Raw genomic sequence first — 16,309 nt, 5'->3', positions numbered from 1 at the left:
AACAATTTGCTATCCCAAGCAGTATTTACGAACAAGAGCAGTTTACTGTACTGTATAACCGCCTCGCACCATAACGACCAGGCCAAACTTTTGACCTTCTTTTACCTGAATACCTCTTCCCTCTCTAGGAAAAGATAATAAATGATTTTTTTCAACAGCCTGATTATGAACAATTTCCGTTCCAGAAGTAATATCAATAGCACCGCTGGCATCCATACTATACACAACAGCATACCCATTACGTAAAATAAATTCCGCTCCAGCTTTGGCAATCAGCTTTTGGCCAGGCTTTACATCAACAACCTTCAATTCCTCGGTCTGTTGCACCGTTGTAGAAGCTTTGCCTGTACTAGAAGCTCCCGAAGTTGTTGTATTAGAAGTGGCATTTGGGGTGGGAGCTGCAGAAGTAGTCGTTTTAGTGCTACTTGCCGATTCTCCACCTTTGATTGCCTGAGCAATTTTCTGGTCAACATAGCTTTTGGTTACGACTGGATCATCAGCTGTACCTGGTTGTCCAGAGCTGGAGGCCCCATTGACTGAGTTGTTCATTAAGGAGCCTGCAACAATTCCTCCTCCAAGTAAAACTGCAGCCAACGATACTTTGTAGCGTGATTTCATGCTGATCCTCCTACAGCAGGTTCATGCCTCTGTAAAATAATTATATATTAGTATTATTGTTAGCTTGCTTTAAGAAGAAGCGCCTTGCATAACCCACGGTTTATTATAAGCCATCTTCAATGTATCAATGCTCGTAACTATATCTTCAGCTTGCTGTTCAGCAGTGGTTACTTTCAGATTAGCCTCATAAACCTGAAGTTCAGTAGCCAAACCTACATCAAATTGCTTTTTAGTCATATCTGCTGCGCTTCTAGCACTCACCAAACCAGCTTGAATTTGAGAATACTGACTTTCCAATCCTTTGATGTTGTTGTAGAGCGTTCTTACAGCTTCTTCAAGCTGCCTTTTTGTACCCTCTGTAGCATACTGAGCTTTCTCAACATCAAGTTGTTGAGCTTCGTATGTCGTTCCTTGAGTATTAAAACTGTAGAGCTTCAAGCTCAATTCAGCTAAATCCACTTTTTGCTCACTTAACCAAATAGCCGTGCTGCTGGTAAGTACTTGGCTTACCTTAGTTTCCACATTATCTTTGAATTCAGAATAAACAGGTTTATCCTTCAATTCGTAACGCTGTTCTGGCTTGTAACCAATCACTTGATTCAAAGATACATACGCACTATCCAGGTCTTTTTTAGCCTTGTCTAAAGCAGCTTGATTTTGAGTCAACTGATTGGTTGCTTGAGTCACCTCATAATCACTCGACATTTGATTATCTCTTTTAATTTGTGCAACTTTCAGCTTGCGCTCAGCATCTTCAATATTCAAAGCAGCCAGTTTAACGGCATTTTGCTTTTGAAGAAGTTTGTTATAAAGATCCTTCACATTATATTCAATGCCTTCTTTGGTCATTTCCAAGTTCTTTTTGGCAGCCTCATAATTAAGGTTCGTTTGAGCATAACCTTTGAAAGCTTTATCTTGTGCTTCATCACCTGCTTCGGCAGGAACAAAGTCAATATTTTTACCTGTTTCCTTCATAATCTTGCCAGCTTGATCGATATTCACTTCTCCTGTTTTAACCGAGGTGCTATCAGCTATAGCCAGTTTAACTGCAGCATCATAGGTCAAAGAATCGTTATAGTATGTGTCATAAGTAACTTTAGTCACTGGAGCTGTTAAAGGTTTACTGGACAAACTATCTCCAGTAGTGCTTCCATTAGCTTGATTTGAAATAGTTACTGTTCGTGTAGTCTGATTCCAATCTACTTTGGCGCCTAATGATTGGCTCACAAAACGCAAAGGAACGAATACTTGGCCTTTTTGAATTTGAGTTGCAGCATCCAGTTGCACAGGTGCGCTGTTCTTATAGGCAAGTTTAGAACTAACATTTAAAGTTAACGTGTCATCATTTTTGGATGCAGTTACTTTTTTAGCTTTGCTATCCCACTCCACTTGTGCTCCCAGGCTTTCAAAAACGCCGCGAAGAGGCACCAAGGTTGTATTTTGACTAACTACAGGGGACTGTGTATATTGCTGAGTTACACCGTTAATAATAACCTTTATATCACCTGATTGAGCACCTGCAAGACTGGCAAACGTAGAAGTAAGAGTCAATGTGGACAGTAGTGCCACTCCAAAACGTTTCATAATTTCTCTCCTTTGTCAATAAGGCTAATAAAAGAAAAGGGCTCCAAAAGGAACCCTCTTCTCATCTAATTCAGTTAACTCAAAAGAGCTACTCTTAAATTACTTGTTGTTTTCAACAGTAACTGTTTTTGCAGTTGCATCGTAGTTGATGGATGCATCCAGCGCTCTACCTACCCAAGAGATTGGCAGTACAGTACGGTTTTTGTTAGTTACAGCTTTAACGTCCATACGAATCACAGAACCGTTAACAGTCAACAGGTTTGTGTTCAGTTTGATTTGAGCAACAGTGCTACCTTTGATCAGGGTAACTGTGGAAGTTGCTTTGTCAAACAGGATGTTTTGTGGGGATACACCCAGAGCTTCAGCAGCATAACGTACTGGCAAGTAAGTGCGTCCGTTTTCAGCATAAGGAGCTACTTCTGCTGTTTTAGTTTGACCATCTACAGTGTAAGAAGTGCTTCCCAGTGTGAAGACAGCTTTAGTGCTAGTAGCACCTGGAGCCGGAGTTCCAACAGTTGCGATTGCTACTTCAGCAGCTGCAGTGTTGTTGTCTTTCCAGTTTTGAGTGTTATCAGTTGCGCCTTTGTATGCAGTGTAAGAAACTGCGCTACCTTTCAGCTTAGCAACGATGTCGCCTTGAGCTACAGTACGGTCAACAGTCAGCTTAGGAGCCGAGATTGTGATTGTACTTGGAGTAGCACTTTCACTGTCGATGTAGAAGCTCAGACGGCCTTTGTTGCTTTCGCCGTAAGTATCAGTAGATACGCTCTTCACTTTAACGTCACCAGCTGTAACTTTTACTTCTGGAGTAGAAGCAAAACGTACGCCTGTTGGCAATTCCAAGATTACTTCACGGCTACCGTCTTTCTTAACGAAAGCTTCTTTAGCAGCTTCAGTGATTGTGATATCGCCAACTTGTTGGTCGCCCAGACCGATTGTCAGGGTTGGTTTGGAAGCAGCAGCCAAAGTAACTGCTTGTTTCACAGTTGCAACCTTAACAGTACCGCTCAGACCTTGGCTACCACCAACTTCAACGTTCAGATCGCCAGAGAAACCTGGTTGTGTAGCAACTTCAACGTTTTTCAGTTTCAGGGTACCAGCGTCAGTTGTGCTGTTAACGTTTTTGAAAGTCAGTTTCAAAGTACGTTTGTCAGAGTCAGTGTAAGAAACATCTGCTCCACCCAATCCGTTAGTGTTCTCCATAGAACCTACGAAGTTACTTCCTGGGCTGTTGCTTTCAAAAGTAGACTGCCAACGAGCACCTTCAGGCAGACGCAAAGTTACAGTACGTCCATTAACAAAAGATTTAGCAACAGTTTCTTTAATTACGATGTCGCCAAGTTTTTGTTCGTCATGACCTGCAAGGATAGTTGTTGGAGTAGCAACAGTAACGCCACCACCGATTTGACCATAGCTACCAACTACGAGGGAGCTAACGTCAGTTGTTGCGCTACCGGAAATGTTAGCTGTAACATCGCCTTCTTTAGCACTAGTTTCATCATCAACATAGAATTCTACAGGCAATTGGAAAGATGTTTGTTTAGTGCTTGGGTTTTTCAAGGACAAAGTCAAAGTGTCGCCGTCAATTTTAGTGATTACATCACCAGAAGCGATATCACCATAAAGAACGGTTGCATTACCAGCAGTGTTCCATTTGAAACCACTTGGCAATTTGAATTTAATGTTGTTGTTGTTAGCCAAAGAACCAGCAGTTTCTTCTTTAACTTTCAAAGTTGCAGTGAAGTTTTCTTCGCTGGAAACAGTATCAGCTACAGACAAAGATACTTGACCGGAAGAAACTACGTTTGCAATTGTTACTTCGCCGCTAGTCAAACCGCTTGCGGAAGCTGCATCAATAGCAACTTTCACAGGTCCGTTGCTAGGTCCAGTAACGTTAACTTTACCGAAGTTCAGGTAAAGATCAGCACTATCTTTGGAGTTGCTGAAATTCAAAGTTATTTTTGCAGAGTTGTTAGTCAACTTAGTAACTTCTACTGCATTAGCATCATTATATCCAGTAGATGGAATGTTTTCTGGATCGTCGTTATCTTGTGCATCCAGGTATACACCCAAACCATAAGTAGAGTCAGTAGCAGTGGTTACGCGACCAACACCATTATTAGCACCAGAGAATTCAAAGCCTTTTGGCAATGTTACTGTGAAAGATGCGCCAGCAGCGATAGAAGCTTGGCTAATGCTAACTTTTGCTCTACCCAATGTAGCATTGGATTGTGCACTGGAGCTAATGCTAGGAGTGCTCAGAGATTGGTAGCTAGAAGCTGCATGGATTGCAGTTGGTGCAGTCAATGCTGCGATTGGAGCTGCTACACCAGCAACCAATGTTGCTGTTGCCAGCACGTTGATCATTTTTTTATTAAACTTTGTCATAACCTTTTTTTCTCCTCCTTGAATATAAACAGAAATATTATTTTTGTCTTTTTGTCGGATCTTGTCACTCATCAGTCGTTACACCTCCTTTCCGAGCTTTATGAGAACCCTTATAAAATGATATCTGTGACAATATCACAGAAGCTTGGAATCTAGTTGAAAGAAAGCGTCCATTTACGACGTACTCCAGTATTATACAATGTGATAACAATGCAGTAAAGATTTTTTTTAGCGAATTTTGTCTTTACACGCTTTTGTACCCCTTTGTTTCATACTCACCCAATTAGACGTAGCATAGGTTTAAAAAGTTGCGTCAGTTTCAAAAAAAATTTTATTTTTTTTGATTATGTATTCCGCTTTCCACAGTCATAATTATACTATTAAACCTGTTCCTCCGTCATCCTACAACTTTTACCTTATCAGCCTTAAATGTACAAGGGTTATCCCCATGCGTTAAAAACAGCTTTATTAGAGTATATTCATCGAGAAATTTCCATAGAATATATAAAGAACATAAAAACTATAGACTCCCTTGAAATCAAATACTCTAAAACACTTTAAGCAGTAGGTAATGACGGAGTAACAGTATTTATTTTGAATATTACAAAAAACAATTACTTCACTATATTAACCTTCGCACCATCTGTAAGCAGACTTATACCTTTAACGGCAATAGTCTGTCCTTCAGTAAGCCCTTTGGTTACTTCAACCTGCTTGGCACTTTCCTCGCCTGTTTGCACCTCTACCCGCTTAGCCGTGGATCCCTCAACTACATACGCATACTTTTTCCCCGCCTGCTCCGTAATTGCATCCTGCGTTACGAGAATATTGTGTGCAGCTTCTGATTTCATGTAAACAGTCACTACCATGCCAGATTTGAACTCGCCAGAAGGATTAGGGACTGATATTTCGACAGGATATGCCTTAAGATCATTATCCATAACCGGATTGACTGCTGTCACTTTAGCCTCAATTCGCTTGCCCAACGAGTCTATCCCTACAGTTACAGTGGAGCCTACGTTTAGCTTAAGCAGATCCTCTTCAGATACATTTACCTTGGCAAGGATCGGATTGGTGTTTGCAATTGTAGCTACAGCTGACTGAGGGCTGACCATTTGCCCTGTTGTACCTGCCACTACCGAAATAGTGCCTGACATAGGGGCTCTGACGACAGCGTCGACAAGCTGACTACGTGCCGTATCCAAAGCAGCCTTGGACTGATTCACCGAAGCACGCGCCACATCAATACCCGTTTTTTGCTGTGCAAGACGTAATGATTTTTGAGCATTACTGTATGTTGTTTGCGCACTCTCCTTGGACGTTTGGGCATTATGAAGTGCAATTTGAGCATTTTCCAGCGCTGTCTGAGCTTTTCTATGCGCTATTTGAGACTGCTCTAATTCAGATTGCGAAACAGCACCAGCACTAAAGAGTTGCTGATTCCGAGTTAGCGTGCTTTGAGCATCACGCACGGAATTTTGAGCATCCACCAGCCCATTCTGAGCTTGTGTAATAGAATTATCCTGCTGAACAAGTGCACTTTTAGCTTGGTCTACACTAGTCTCAGCCTGCTGAACTGATTGTGCTGCTCCAGACTCCGCCTGTTTTAAATTAGCCAGTGCAACCTGATAGGATTCTTGATTTTGTGTAATTGTATCCTGAAGGTCTTTCTGATCAATCGTAAACAAAACATCGCCTTTGTTTACCTTTTGCCCTACCGTCAAATTAATGTTCTGTATTTTTCCGCTAATTTTCGGGGAAACCTGAGTCGTATCTTTAGGCGCAAAGCTGCCTACAATACCTGTTGAATCTGCCAGACTGCCTTTAGCTACTTTTGCTACCTGGATCGGAATTGCTTTTTGCGCAGCAGGTGAAGCAGCGGGGGCCTCTCCCCCACCGCAGCCTGCCAATGCAACTGATAAAAGCAATGTCGTGGCAATCAGAGCACTTTTTTTATTCATTATATCTCTTCACCTCATTATTAAATGTGAACACTCTTTTGTTGCAGCTTTGCTTCTTTTTTGAGTTGTCTCTTTGCTTGTCTTTTCAATTTACGATTTTTACGCTTTTCAATCATATTATCCAAAATAACATAGACAACCGGAATAAGAATCAATGTAATCAAAGCAGCAAAGGACAACCCGAACACAACGACAACTGCCATAGGTGCTTGTGTTTCATTACCATCTCCTGTAGCGAATGCCATTGGAAGCAAAGCAAGTACGGTAGCAAGTGTAGTCATCAAAATTGGACGTAGCCGCTCAGATGCTCCATGAATAATGGCTTCATCCCGATCTTGGCCTTCTTTACGGAGCTGAATGATGAAATCAATCATAACAATGGCGTTATTCACGACCAAGCCGACGAGCATAATATAACCGGTTAGGGCCGATACGCTAAGACTAGATCCTGTGACAACCAAACCAATAAGCACACCTATTAATGTAGGTGGAACCGAAAACATAATAACAAACGGTGTAAGCAAGGATTCAAACTGACCCGCCATAACCATATAAATCAGTACTACAGATAGCAATATAGCTATTCCCAGATTTATAAAGGACTCCATCATTTGCTCATTTTGACCGCCACCCGTATCTGCACTGTAGCCTTCTGGGAAGTGAGTACTCTTCAATAGAGCATCTATTTTTTGATTAATGGTAAGAATGTCCCCTGTTCCATCAATATCAGCAGTAATCTGCACTTGACGCGTTTGGTCTTCACGAGTAACAGTATCGGGTACAGTCCGTTTATCCATACTTACTACTGAAGACAAAGGTACATCGATGCCTTGTGAAGTGGTAATCCGTAAAGATTGTAAATATGACAAATCATGGCGGTTTTGCTCTGGCAACGATATCTTCACATCAATCTGATCTTCACCTGTACGATAGCTTGTGGCGACTGATCCATTAAAAGAAGTATTCACTGCAGATAAGATTTGGGTCGCTGATAAGCCATATCGACTAGCAAGCTCCCGATTAACCGTAATCTCATATTCTTCGCGAACCGCACTCAAGCTACTTTTAACATTAACGGTACCCGGTATGTTTTTCACGTCCGCAACGAGATTGTCCGAGAGTTCTCTCAGGACGTCAATATCGTCACCTTTTAGATTAATGTTAACAGCCGATCCACTTGAAAAACCTGTTGTAGACGTCAGTGTAATCTCTGCATCCGGAATACTATCAAATTTCTTACGAAGGCCCTCAACTACAACATCTGTTGGCTGATGGCCATCCTTCAGCGTAACACTTAGATCTGCCGAGTTGGTTGGAGTTGCACCTGAAAAGGCAGAATTGCCACCAGAACCAACTGTCACGGTCATTTTATCCAGATCAGGAACTTTCAAAATTTCTTTTTCTATACCTTGAACAACCTTTTCAGTTTCTTCCAAGACCGTTCCATTAGGAAGTTTTACGTTAATTGTGAATTCCCCAGTATCGGATTCCGGGATAAATTCAGCTTTAACCATAGGAATCAGAGTCCCAGCTGCAACAAACATTAATAATGTAATGATCAAAACCGATTTTCTGTGGTTAATTCCCCACTTCAATATACGTCGATAGCCGCCCTTAAACTTCTCGAAACCAATATTAAACCACATAATCGGGTTAATACCTTTATAAGTACCTGAAGAGTATATTGATTCATCTGGTACGGTAGGTAACCAACGTGAGCTGAGCATTGGAACAATCAGAAGAGAAACCACCAAAGCTGCAACGTGAGAAAAAATAACAGTTAATGCCAGCGGTTTAAATAGAACTCCCGCAATTCCGTCAACAAAAACAACTGGTAAAAATACTACGATCTGCGCAAGTGCAGACGCCATAACGGCATTACCCACCTGCTTGGAGCCATCAATAGCCCCTTGTAGCATGCTCTTCCCTTCATGTCGCTGCCTAAAAATATTCTCAATAATAACAACGGCAAAGTCGACAAAGGATCCCAATCCCAGTAGCAAACCACTCAATGAAATGACGTTGATGGTTTGTCCGCTAAAATACATCATCATAAACGTTGCTACGAAAGAGATTGGAATAACGATAGAAGCAATAATGGTGGAACGTACACTATTCAAAAATAACAGCAACACAATGGCTGCGATAACAAGTCCCAATACAGCATGCTCTACTAATGAGTTTACGGAGTCGCTAATGGGTTTGGAAGCATCTGTTACCATCTCCAATTGAGTTCCCGGAGGTAATTCCTTCCGTATTGAATCTAAACTATCCTTCACAGAATTGGCGATTGAAAGGGTATTTCCCCCTGTAGCTTTAGTAACAGAAATATTGATACTTGGCTTTCCATTATAGGTAGAAATGGTTGTAACTTCATCCACAGAATCTTTAACTGTCGCAATGTCCTTTAGCTTAACGCTTCCCTTCCCGACTGGAATTGGCGTTTCACCCATTTCTGAAACAGCTTTATATTCACCTTGAACCCGAAGTTGGATTTCTGTATTACCTCGGTACACCGAACCAGCAGAACCAGCTATGTTATTGGACGATAGTGCCTGGTTGATTTGATCCAGCGTAATGCCATAGCTTTGAAGCTTGGCCTGATCTACAGTAATCTTCACAAGCCGTTCCTGCCCACCTGACATGCTGACTGACGCTACTCCCGCAATTCTTTCAAGCCGCGGCTGAATAATATCTTCAGCAATAGGCTTCAGCTTGTTAACATCCTGATCCCCTGTAAAAGCGAGGGTAATAACTGGCGTTGCGTTAATATCCAATTTAAGTACGCGCGGTGAATTTGCCGCCTTTGGAAGAGACCCTCGAACCCCATCAATTTTATCTCGCATGTCGAGGGTTGCCTGATTTATATCTACTCCCCAATTAAATTGAACTATGACCATAGATGATCCTTCTGAAGACTGCGACTGGATCGTATCCACATTCTCAATAGAAGCCAGACCCTTTTCAATAGGTTTGGTCACCAGTTCCTCAACTTCTGTCGGTGTCGAGTTCGGAATACTGGTCGCTACCACAGCAATAGGCAGCTTCATATCCGGCATCTGCTCGACAGGAAGCCTTAACGCAAAAATACCGCCCCCGATTAACAAAGCAATAATTAACATAAATACTGTTACAGGACGGCGTATTGAAAACTGAGACATCTCATCACTCCCCACTCATTTCTCTATGTAATATTGAAGCACACTAATCCTCTACTACGAATAAATAGGCGTAAAGTTTCAGATAAATGTGCAAAAAAAATATATAAGCAAATAATAAACACATTTTGAGATAAATACTTAAAAAAAAGTAGTTAATTTTAATGCATTCATGGTAATACAAGAACAATAATGCTGTAAACTTTACCATTAGTTATTTGCTCATTGCTATTATGGCATAGGCCCTTAATCCCAGTCAAATAGCTGATTTATAAAAAACATCCCTCCCATGTATATGAAAGGGAATTCCAATTTCGCATGGAGGGATGTTTCAATAAATCAAGATTATTAAGGATTAGATTTTAGGAAGCAGCTTTTTATCAGCCATAACTTTACCAATAATAATAGCCGCATCGCCACGCAAGGTCAGTGATGTAGGGTTAAACATATACCCTTGTTTCAGATCACTTGCATCAACAGGCGAACCAGTGATGAAGCCCTTCTTGGCAATAGCCAGTACAGATGCTTGTGCATAATAATCAATCTTGTCTGCATCTTTAAAGGTTTTGGACAGATTCTTCATGATCTTGTCATGGTCTGTTTCCAGCTTCAAATTCAATGCCTTAGCAATCATGACCGCTGCATCCTGACGCGTGATTACATCTTCCGGCATGAAGATTCTCGGTTGCGAGCCTTTTACAATGCCGGCACGTGCAGCCGTTTCAATGTAACGATAATCATAGAGGGCATCTGCTGATATCGTATTTGGAATGGATACATCGTCAAAATGCTTCGCTCCACTGAAATTAAGAGGAATTTGCAGACCTTTGACAATCATGGCCGTGAATTCGCCTCTCTTGATGTAGCTGTCAGGTCCAAAGCTATTAATTGGATCCATCGGATTCATGACACCTTTAGCCAAAATAGCCTCAATGTAATCTCTGGCGTACTTGTGCTTAATGACATCACTATACGTTTCTCCAACCTTAGCGACTACATAATAGCCGAAACGATCGAACGGTACTTTAATGGTATGTTTCTTCGGATCTACCACACCACCGATGTTCTGCCAATCTTTAAGATCGGAATCAAAATAGAACACCGTCATTTGTTTCCCTGCATCCTGAGCGATACTATCATCATACGTCAGCGTTAATGTACCACGCTTGGAAGGCACCAATTCGTTAGCCGGATCACGCCAGTAGAAATTTTTGATCTTACTGTCGTCATTTTGCGATTTATTAGCCAGTTGATAAGGATCGGCACCAAAAGTTACCGGATCGTACGCATCTGTTTTAATATCATCTGCTACACCTGGGTCAATCCAGAATACCGGACTCGACATGTTAAAGCGAGTTGGGAATTCTCTGTTAAAGTATCTGCTTCCATCTGCAATCAAGCTTTGCATATCCGATAATGCTTTTTCAGTTTCAAATTCATGACGGTCTACTACACCATCTTCACTATTTGCTATTGCAAAGTACAAAGTATGGCCAGAGAACACCTGATTTTTGAACTGTTGAGGTTGATCGTAATCCCGACGGATCAGACTGGTTCCTTTTGCAAAGGAAAGTGCCAGATTACCATCAAACACTTTGTGTGATGTTTTCATGGCTTCCATGTACTGCTCGCCAGGAATATTCGTAGGCACATATTTCACAGTGATAGTCTGCTTCAGTTTTTCCTTACCTACTGTAACTACCACGTCAATCTTAGTATCTTTGTTGGCTTTTAGACCTGTAAAGATGGCTTTATAAGCTGAAGGGTAATCAACAGTGCCGTCATAATCAGAGTCGAATCCCTCTTGAACTGCCGTTTCCTTACCCACTGTAACACTATCTGCATTAGGTGCATTCACAATTACTTGTACAAAGTTTTGATTCACGATTCTCTTTTCAGGGAGCGGACGCAAAATATCAAAAGCTGTGGATTGACCGGATACTTGCAGTCGGAAAGTAGCAAAAGGTCCGCTCTTGCCACTGTTGTACAAGGTAATGTTATAGGCTACTGGTGTTCCATCTTGCGGAACGGTCTGGTTTTTCAGTACAAAGCTGAAATACTTTTTGTCCGGATGATAGTACACAAGCAGATCCTTTAAATCTTTGCTTGTAAATTTATCTGTAGTAGCGCCGGAGTTGTACGTTGTTTTGGCATCTTCTGCTGAGAAAAACTCATTATTCAGCGTCCAGTTCATCTCAGTGCCGTCCGAGCCCTTAATCTCCAGAATATATTGATCTTTATTGGCAATATCACTTAATGAACCATTTACCTGATCTGCTTTACCCAAATCGGCAATACTGAAAGTACCAAATACATTGATATTTTTCAGAGATGTTTTGTAGTTCGTGTCATCTACCTTAGTAAAATTAGCATCTTTTGCTTTTGGTGCAATCTCGCTATATTTTGGCGTACTGCTTAAACCGCTAACTGGTGTAAAAGGAATAATCCCTTGTGTGTTTGGCACCGGAATTACCGGAATATTCGTCTGTGTAAAGTTTACTTTTACCGTATTGCTATACTCAATACCTGGTTTGTACACAAACTTGATTTCATTATTCCCGTTCGCCAGTGCATTGGCTGCGGCTGTTTCTGAGGAAGCAGCAAGCTTAAAGTCCACTCCTGAGCCATCCAGATCAACCAGCACATTGTTGACATACAAGAATACGTTTCGGTTAGCGCCAGTGTAATGAATATCTGCTGTGTTGCTTACATCAAGCAATTTACCTTTAAAGTAACCCAATTGCGTCAGTTTATAGGTGTTCAAGTTTGAACTGGATGTATTCAACGGAATTTGTTGCCCATCATAAATCGTATCGTACTTCATGAACGGACCCTGCAGCAGATTCACCGTTGCCTTAATTAACTTGGTCGAGTCACCATTCAGATAAAAATTCAGTACATTTTGTCCTTCTTTAGGCAAAGTGTCTACATAAGCAACGATTTTCTTCACTTGTGTTGCCTTGCCATTGATTGTTCGAATCACATCTTGAGGTGTCCCTACAGTATGAACCGATACTCCAGAAAGTTCACTGATTGAAGAAGGTGCACCGTTAACAACGATGAACTCCATACCTACAGGAACAGATGGAGCATCTGTGGTCTTGTTCTTCATAGAGCTTCCAGTTAATTTCATGGCTTCATCTATTGCAGTGGCTTGATCAGACCCGCTTCCATTAATTCTGTTCAGCAACTGATTATTAAAATCAGGAAGATAGTTTACATCATCAATATACGGCTGAGTGCTGCTGCGCAATGTAAATTGAACAGCCGATGGAGCTGGAGGTGTACTGCTATCAGTATAGGTTATACCCAGAGATGCTCTGGTCAAATGATCAATTACAGCCTCTGATGGTACAGTCACCGTGAATGGATACACCTTATAGCCATTAGATGTAACCACATTAGCCGTATCAATTGTAGCATCAATCCCAGTAGCACTACCTACAGCACTGCCATTGTTACTTACATCTGTGAAGCGTGCATTGATAGTAGCTACTGCCGGATCGGATGTACCGCCTGGAACCAAAACCTTACCATTCAAAACAATTCCACTCGTAGATGAAACGGTAAAGTCAGGCGAAGTGGTCAGGTCAGCAGACACATTCCCATCCTTGCTTAAATTCAAATCGGAGAATTCAGGTTTACCCGTATAGATTGTAATTTCACGCGTAACCGTAAGGGCCTGAGTTCCGTTGCCCACTTTAATAGTCACTATATTTTTACCAGGACTGAGTACAACACTACCTGTTAATCTATAGCTATTAAAAGAACTAATGGTATACGTATTACTGCTTTTGGTAGACGTGAGCGTTACACTGTCGGCGTTAGGCGCTGTACCTTGAATGACCACCTTAACGTCATCCGAACCACTATTTTTAGCGTCCGTCAACACAGCCGTTTGGTTCTCTACCAGTTGCTCGGTTGCACCATTCAGCGTAGCAGACAGATCATAAACCTTGGGTCCATCCTGGTACTCTACGTAAATAGAATCCTTCATGTCAGCCGAGTTTTGGCTGCTTTGGAATGTAATTCGGTTCAAACCAGGAAACAGTTTAATATCTGTAACTTTAAGCGTAGAACCACTAACCGTAATTCCGCCTTTTTGACTCTCATTTTTATTCACCACGTTAAGAGTCGTTCCATTTTTAGAGAGTTGGAATACACTATACGATATCGTGCTTCCGTTCACTCCGTTAATCGTTCCGTTAACTGTAATGCGGTCGGTGTTTACCGATCTGGCCGAATCCACATCATATTTTTCATTCGGAAAAATAAAATAAGTTCCTGTCGCAGCATGAGCCGTACCTACCAGGGCCGCCGGCACCAAGCCAATGATGAGACCAACCGTCAGCAACATGGATAGCAATCGTTTCAAATCATTGTCCTCCTTTGATTCTGTCGCACCTTGGGGTACGTAATCATTCAATACTTTTTTTATCGGTAGTGAACATACAAAAAATTAGTAAATTCTCAAAAAAGGAGGGAGATTTTTTATAGCAAACAACAAAAAAGCCTTCAAACCCGCGGCATGGCGCCAAGCTTGAAGACTTACATTTTAAATAAAAAATTTATAATTTCGATCGCGTCTGTGAATCCGGCTTAGCCAACAGGCGAATCAGTGTGTTAATAACTGGACGCTTGGTTTTGCCCACCAGACCAATAACCTCTGCACCAATCTGTAAGAAAAACATCATAATACATATCACGACAAAGGTAACCCAGTTTGCTTCATTAAGCGCAGCAGACGATTGAATCACGGCTAATACACCGAAAAATGCAGCAATACCGTAAATAATCAAAACTGTCTGTCTATGGCTGAAACCTAGTTCGCGTAAGCAATGATGCAGATGACCTTTATCCGGTGAAAAAATCGGTTTTTTCTGCAACTTGCGACGAATGATAGCAAAAAATGTATCTGATAAAGGTACACCAATAATAATTAATGGTGTAATAAACGATACGATAGCAATCTGCTTGAAACCAAGCATGGAAAGCATAGCCAGACTGAAACCTAAAAACAGCGACCCTGTATCACCCATGAATATCTTCGCAGGATGAAAGTTAAAAAATAAAAATCCGATAATACTACCCAGCAGCACCAGACAAAGCATAGCCACCATGTAGTTGCCCATCAGGAGGGACATCACAAAGATGGTTCCAATCGCAATCCCTGAAACACCCGCAGCCAGTCCATCCAGACCGTCAATCAAATTGATGGCATTCGTCACACCTACAATCCAGAAAATCGTAAGCGGGACGGAAATCCAGCTTTCCAAAGACGAGTATGCATCCTGAAAAGGTACATTTACAAAATCAACACGAATATCAAAGGCAAACACAACCATACAAGCAACGGCAATTTGAGCCAAAAATTTCAACTTTGCATTGAGATCAAAACGATCATCGAGAGCACCAATCAGTGTAATCATCGTACCGCCAATCAGAAAGGCCGCGATAAAGTTAATATCCCGTGAGGACAGCATTCCGTCGGGTACAAAAGGCAAAATCGCCAATAAGGACAACAGAAACGCCAGGAAAATCCCCAGCCCGCCAAGTCGCGGCATAATCCGGGTATGTACTTTTCGGGCATTCGGTACATCGACGGCTCCAACCTTAACAGCGAATTTCTTGACGAGCGGTGTCAATAACAGCGCAAGTCCCAGTGCCATGATGAAACCAATAATATAGATCAATAGCATTTGATCATTCGACCCCCAATTTTAAAGCAAATCCCTTTTCAGATGTAACCGCATTGAATTATACTCTGATCAAAAATAAATACCAAGCTTCATATTCTGGCAAATTAGCGGGTTTTGAAGGCAGATTCAAGCTATTTATCACACTTTTGTGACGTTTTCTTTTTCACGCATCACTTTCACGGCGAATTTCGGCAGCGCAAGCATTCTTTTGTATCGGCTAGGCTCTTTAAGGAGCCTATACAGCCACTCAATTCTGAGTTTCTGGAACAATTTAGGCGCACGTTTTGTTCTGCCAGATATAACATCAAAACTACCGCCAACCCCCATCATGACCGGTACGCCTAGCTGCTCCTTGTATTTACCAATCCACGGCTCCTGTGTATCCGCGCCACGTGCTACAAATAACAGATCCGGATTCGCTTTGCGAATGGCTGCGATGACTGCCTCATCCTCTTCAGATCCAAAAAATCCATCGCGCTGGCCACAAACCGTAATTCCAGGATAAAGCTCATGTACCCGCTGTGCAGTCGCTTGAATCACCTCGGACGTTGATCCGAGCAAATAAACTTTCCAATGATAGTTTTCTCCGGCTCTAAGCAATTCATGTAATAAGTCAAAACCTGCTACTCGCTCAGGTACAGGGTGTCCTACATAATTTGCGGCCCAGACCACACCAGTCCCATCTGGAACAATTAACTCGGCCTGCTTCATCACTGACATGTACACAGGATCTTCCAATGCAGCCATTACCATAATTGGATTGGCAGTGATCACTTGATGGGGTCTGCGAGACTCCACCGCCTGGATTAATACATTTAAAGTATCTTTCATATTAAGCCTTGATACCCGAACACCGAAAATCGGGACGGTAGGCACATTCGTAACCTTATCAACTGTCACT

8 protein-coding genes are annotated in these 16,309 nt (G+C 41.8%); all 8 read right to left on the bottom strand.

What is annotated here, in order from left to right:
- Positions 1-42: 42 nt before the first annotated feature.
- The 8 genes from B4V02_RS02120 to B4V02_RS02085 all read right to left on the bottom strand — a co-directional run bounded on the left by B4V02_RS02120 (position 43) and on the right by B4V02_RS02085 (position 16,308).
- Positions 43-618, bottom strand: coding sequence for a hypothetical protein (locus B4V02_RS02120; RefSeq protein WP_094153597.1), 576 nt, complete (start codon positions 616-618; stop codon positions 43-45).
- Between the two features lie 69 nt (positions 619-687).
- Complete coding sequence (locus tag B4V02_RS02115) at positions 688-2,202, bottom strand: stalk domain-containing protein (protein ID WP_094153596.1); 1,515 nt, start codon at positions 2,200-2,202, stop codon at positions 688-690.
- A gap of 99 nt (positions 2,203-2,301) precedes the next feature.
- Positions 2,302-4,662, bottom strand: a complete 2,361-nt coding sequence (locus B4V02_RS02110) for a copper amine oxidase N-terminal domain-containing protein (RefSeq protein ID WP_094153595.1) — start codon at positions 4,660-4,662, stop codon at positions 2,302-2,304.
- A gap of 542 nt (positions 4,663-5,204) precedes the next feature.
- The gene (locus B4V02_RS02105; RefSeq protein WP_094153594.1) at positions 5,205-6,551 is read right to left on the bottom strand and encodes an efflux RND transporter periplasmic adaptor subunit; all 1,347 of its coding nucleotides are present in this window, start codon (positions 6,549-6,551) and stop codon (positions 5,205-5,207) included.
- Positions 6,552-6,571: 20 nt separating this feature from the next.
- A complete protein-coding gene (locus tag B4V02_RS02100; RefSeq protein ID WP_094153593.1) occupies positions 6,572-9,712 on the bottom strand; it encodes an efflux RND transporter permease subunit in 3,141 nt (1,046 codons plus the stop codon).
- Positions 9,713-10,064: 352 nt separating this feature from the next.
- Positions 10,065-14,084 (bottom strand): S-layer homology domain-containing protein, encoded by a 4,020-nt coding sequence (locus tag B4V02_RS02095; RefSeq protein WP_094153592.1) that lies wholly within the window; start codon positions 14,082-14,084, stop codon positions 10,065-10,067.
- A 193-nt stretch (positions 14,085-14,277) separates the two neighbouring features.
- Complete coding sequence (locus tag B4V02_RS02090; protein WP_007432727.1) at positions 14,278-15,408, bottom strand: glycosyltransferase family 4 protein; 1,131 nt, start codon at positions 15,406-15,408, stop codon at positions 14,278-14,280.
- A gap of 138 nt (positions 15,409-15,546) precedes the next feature.
- On the bottom strand, positions 15,547-16,308 hold the full coding sequence (locus tag B4V02_RS02085; protein ID WP_007432728.1) for a WecB/TagA/CpsF family glycosyltransferase: 762 nt from the start codon (positions 16,306-16,308) through the stop codon (positions 15,547-15,549).
- Position 16,309: the final 1 nt, after the last annotated feature.

Origin of the sequence: Paenibacillus kribbensis, from assembly GCF_002240415.1 — a bacterium.
GTDB lineage: Bacteria > Bacillota > Bacilli > Paenibacillales > Paenibacillaceae > Paenibacillus > Paenibacillus kribbensis.
The sequence above is the reverse complement of the archived record's forward strand: the minus strand, read 5'-3'. Positions and strand labels throughout refer to the sequence as shown.

Bases quoted from the DNA above. Each gene is read 5' to 3' on its own strand.
- B4V02_RS02105 (WP_094153594.1), bottom strand. From the start codon at position 6,551: ATGAATAAAAAAAGTGCTCTGATTGCCACGACATTGCTTTTATCAGTT.
- B4V02_RS02100 (WP_094153593.1), bottom strand. From the start codon at position 9,712: ATGTCTCAGTTTTCAATACGCCGTCCTGTAACAGTATTTATGTTAATT.
- B4V02_RS02120 (WP_094153597.1), bottom strand. From the start codon at position 618: ATGAAATCACGCTACAAAGTATCGTTGGCTGCAGTTTTACTTGGAGGA.
- B4V02_RS02115 (WP_094153596.1), bottom strand. From the start codon at position 2,202: ATGAAACGTTTTGGAGTGGCACTACTGTCCACATTGACTCTTACTTCT.
- B4V02_RS02110 (WP_094153595.1), bottom strand. From the start codon at position 4,662: ATGAGTGACAAGATCCGACAAAAAGACAAAAATAATATTTCTGTTTAT.
- B4V02_RS02090 (WP_007432727.1), bottom strand. From the start codon at position 15,408: ATGCTATTGATCTATATTATTGGTTTCATCATGGCACTGGGACTTGCG.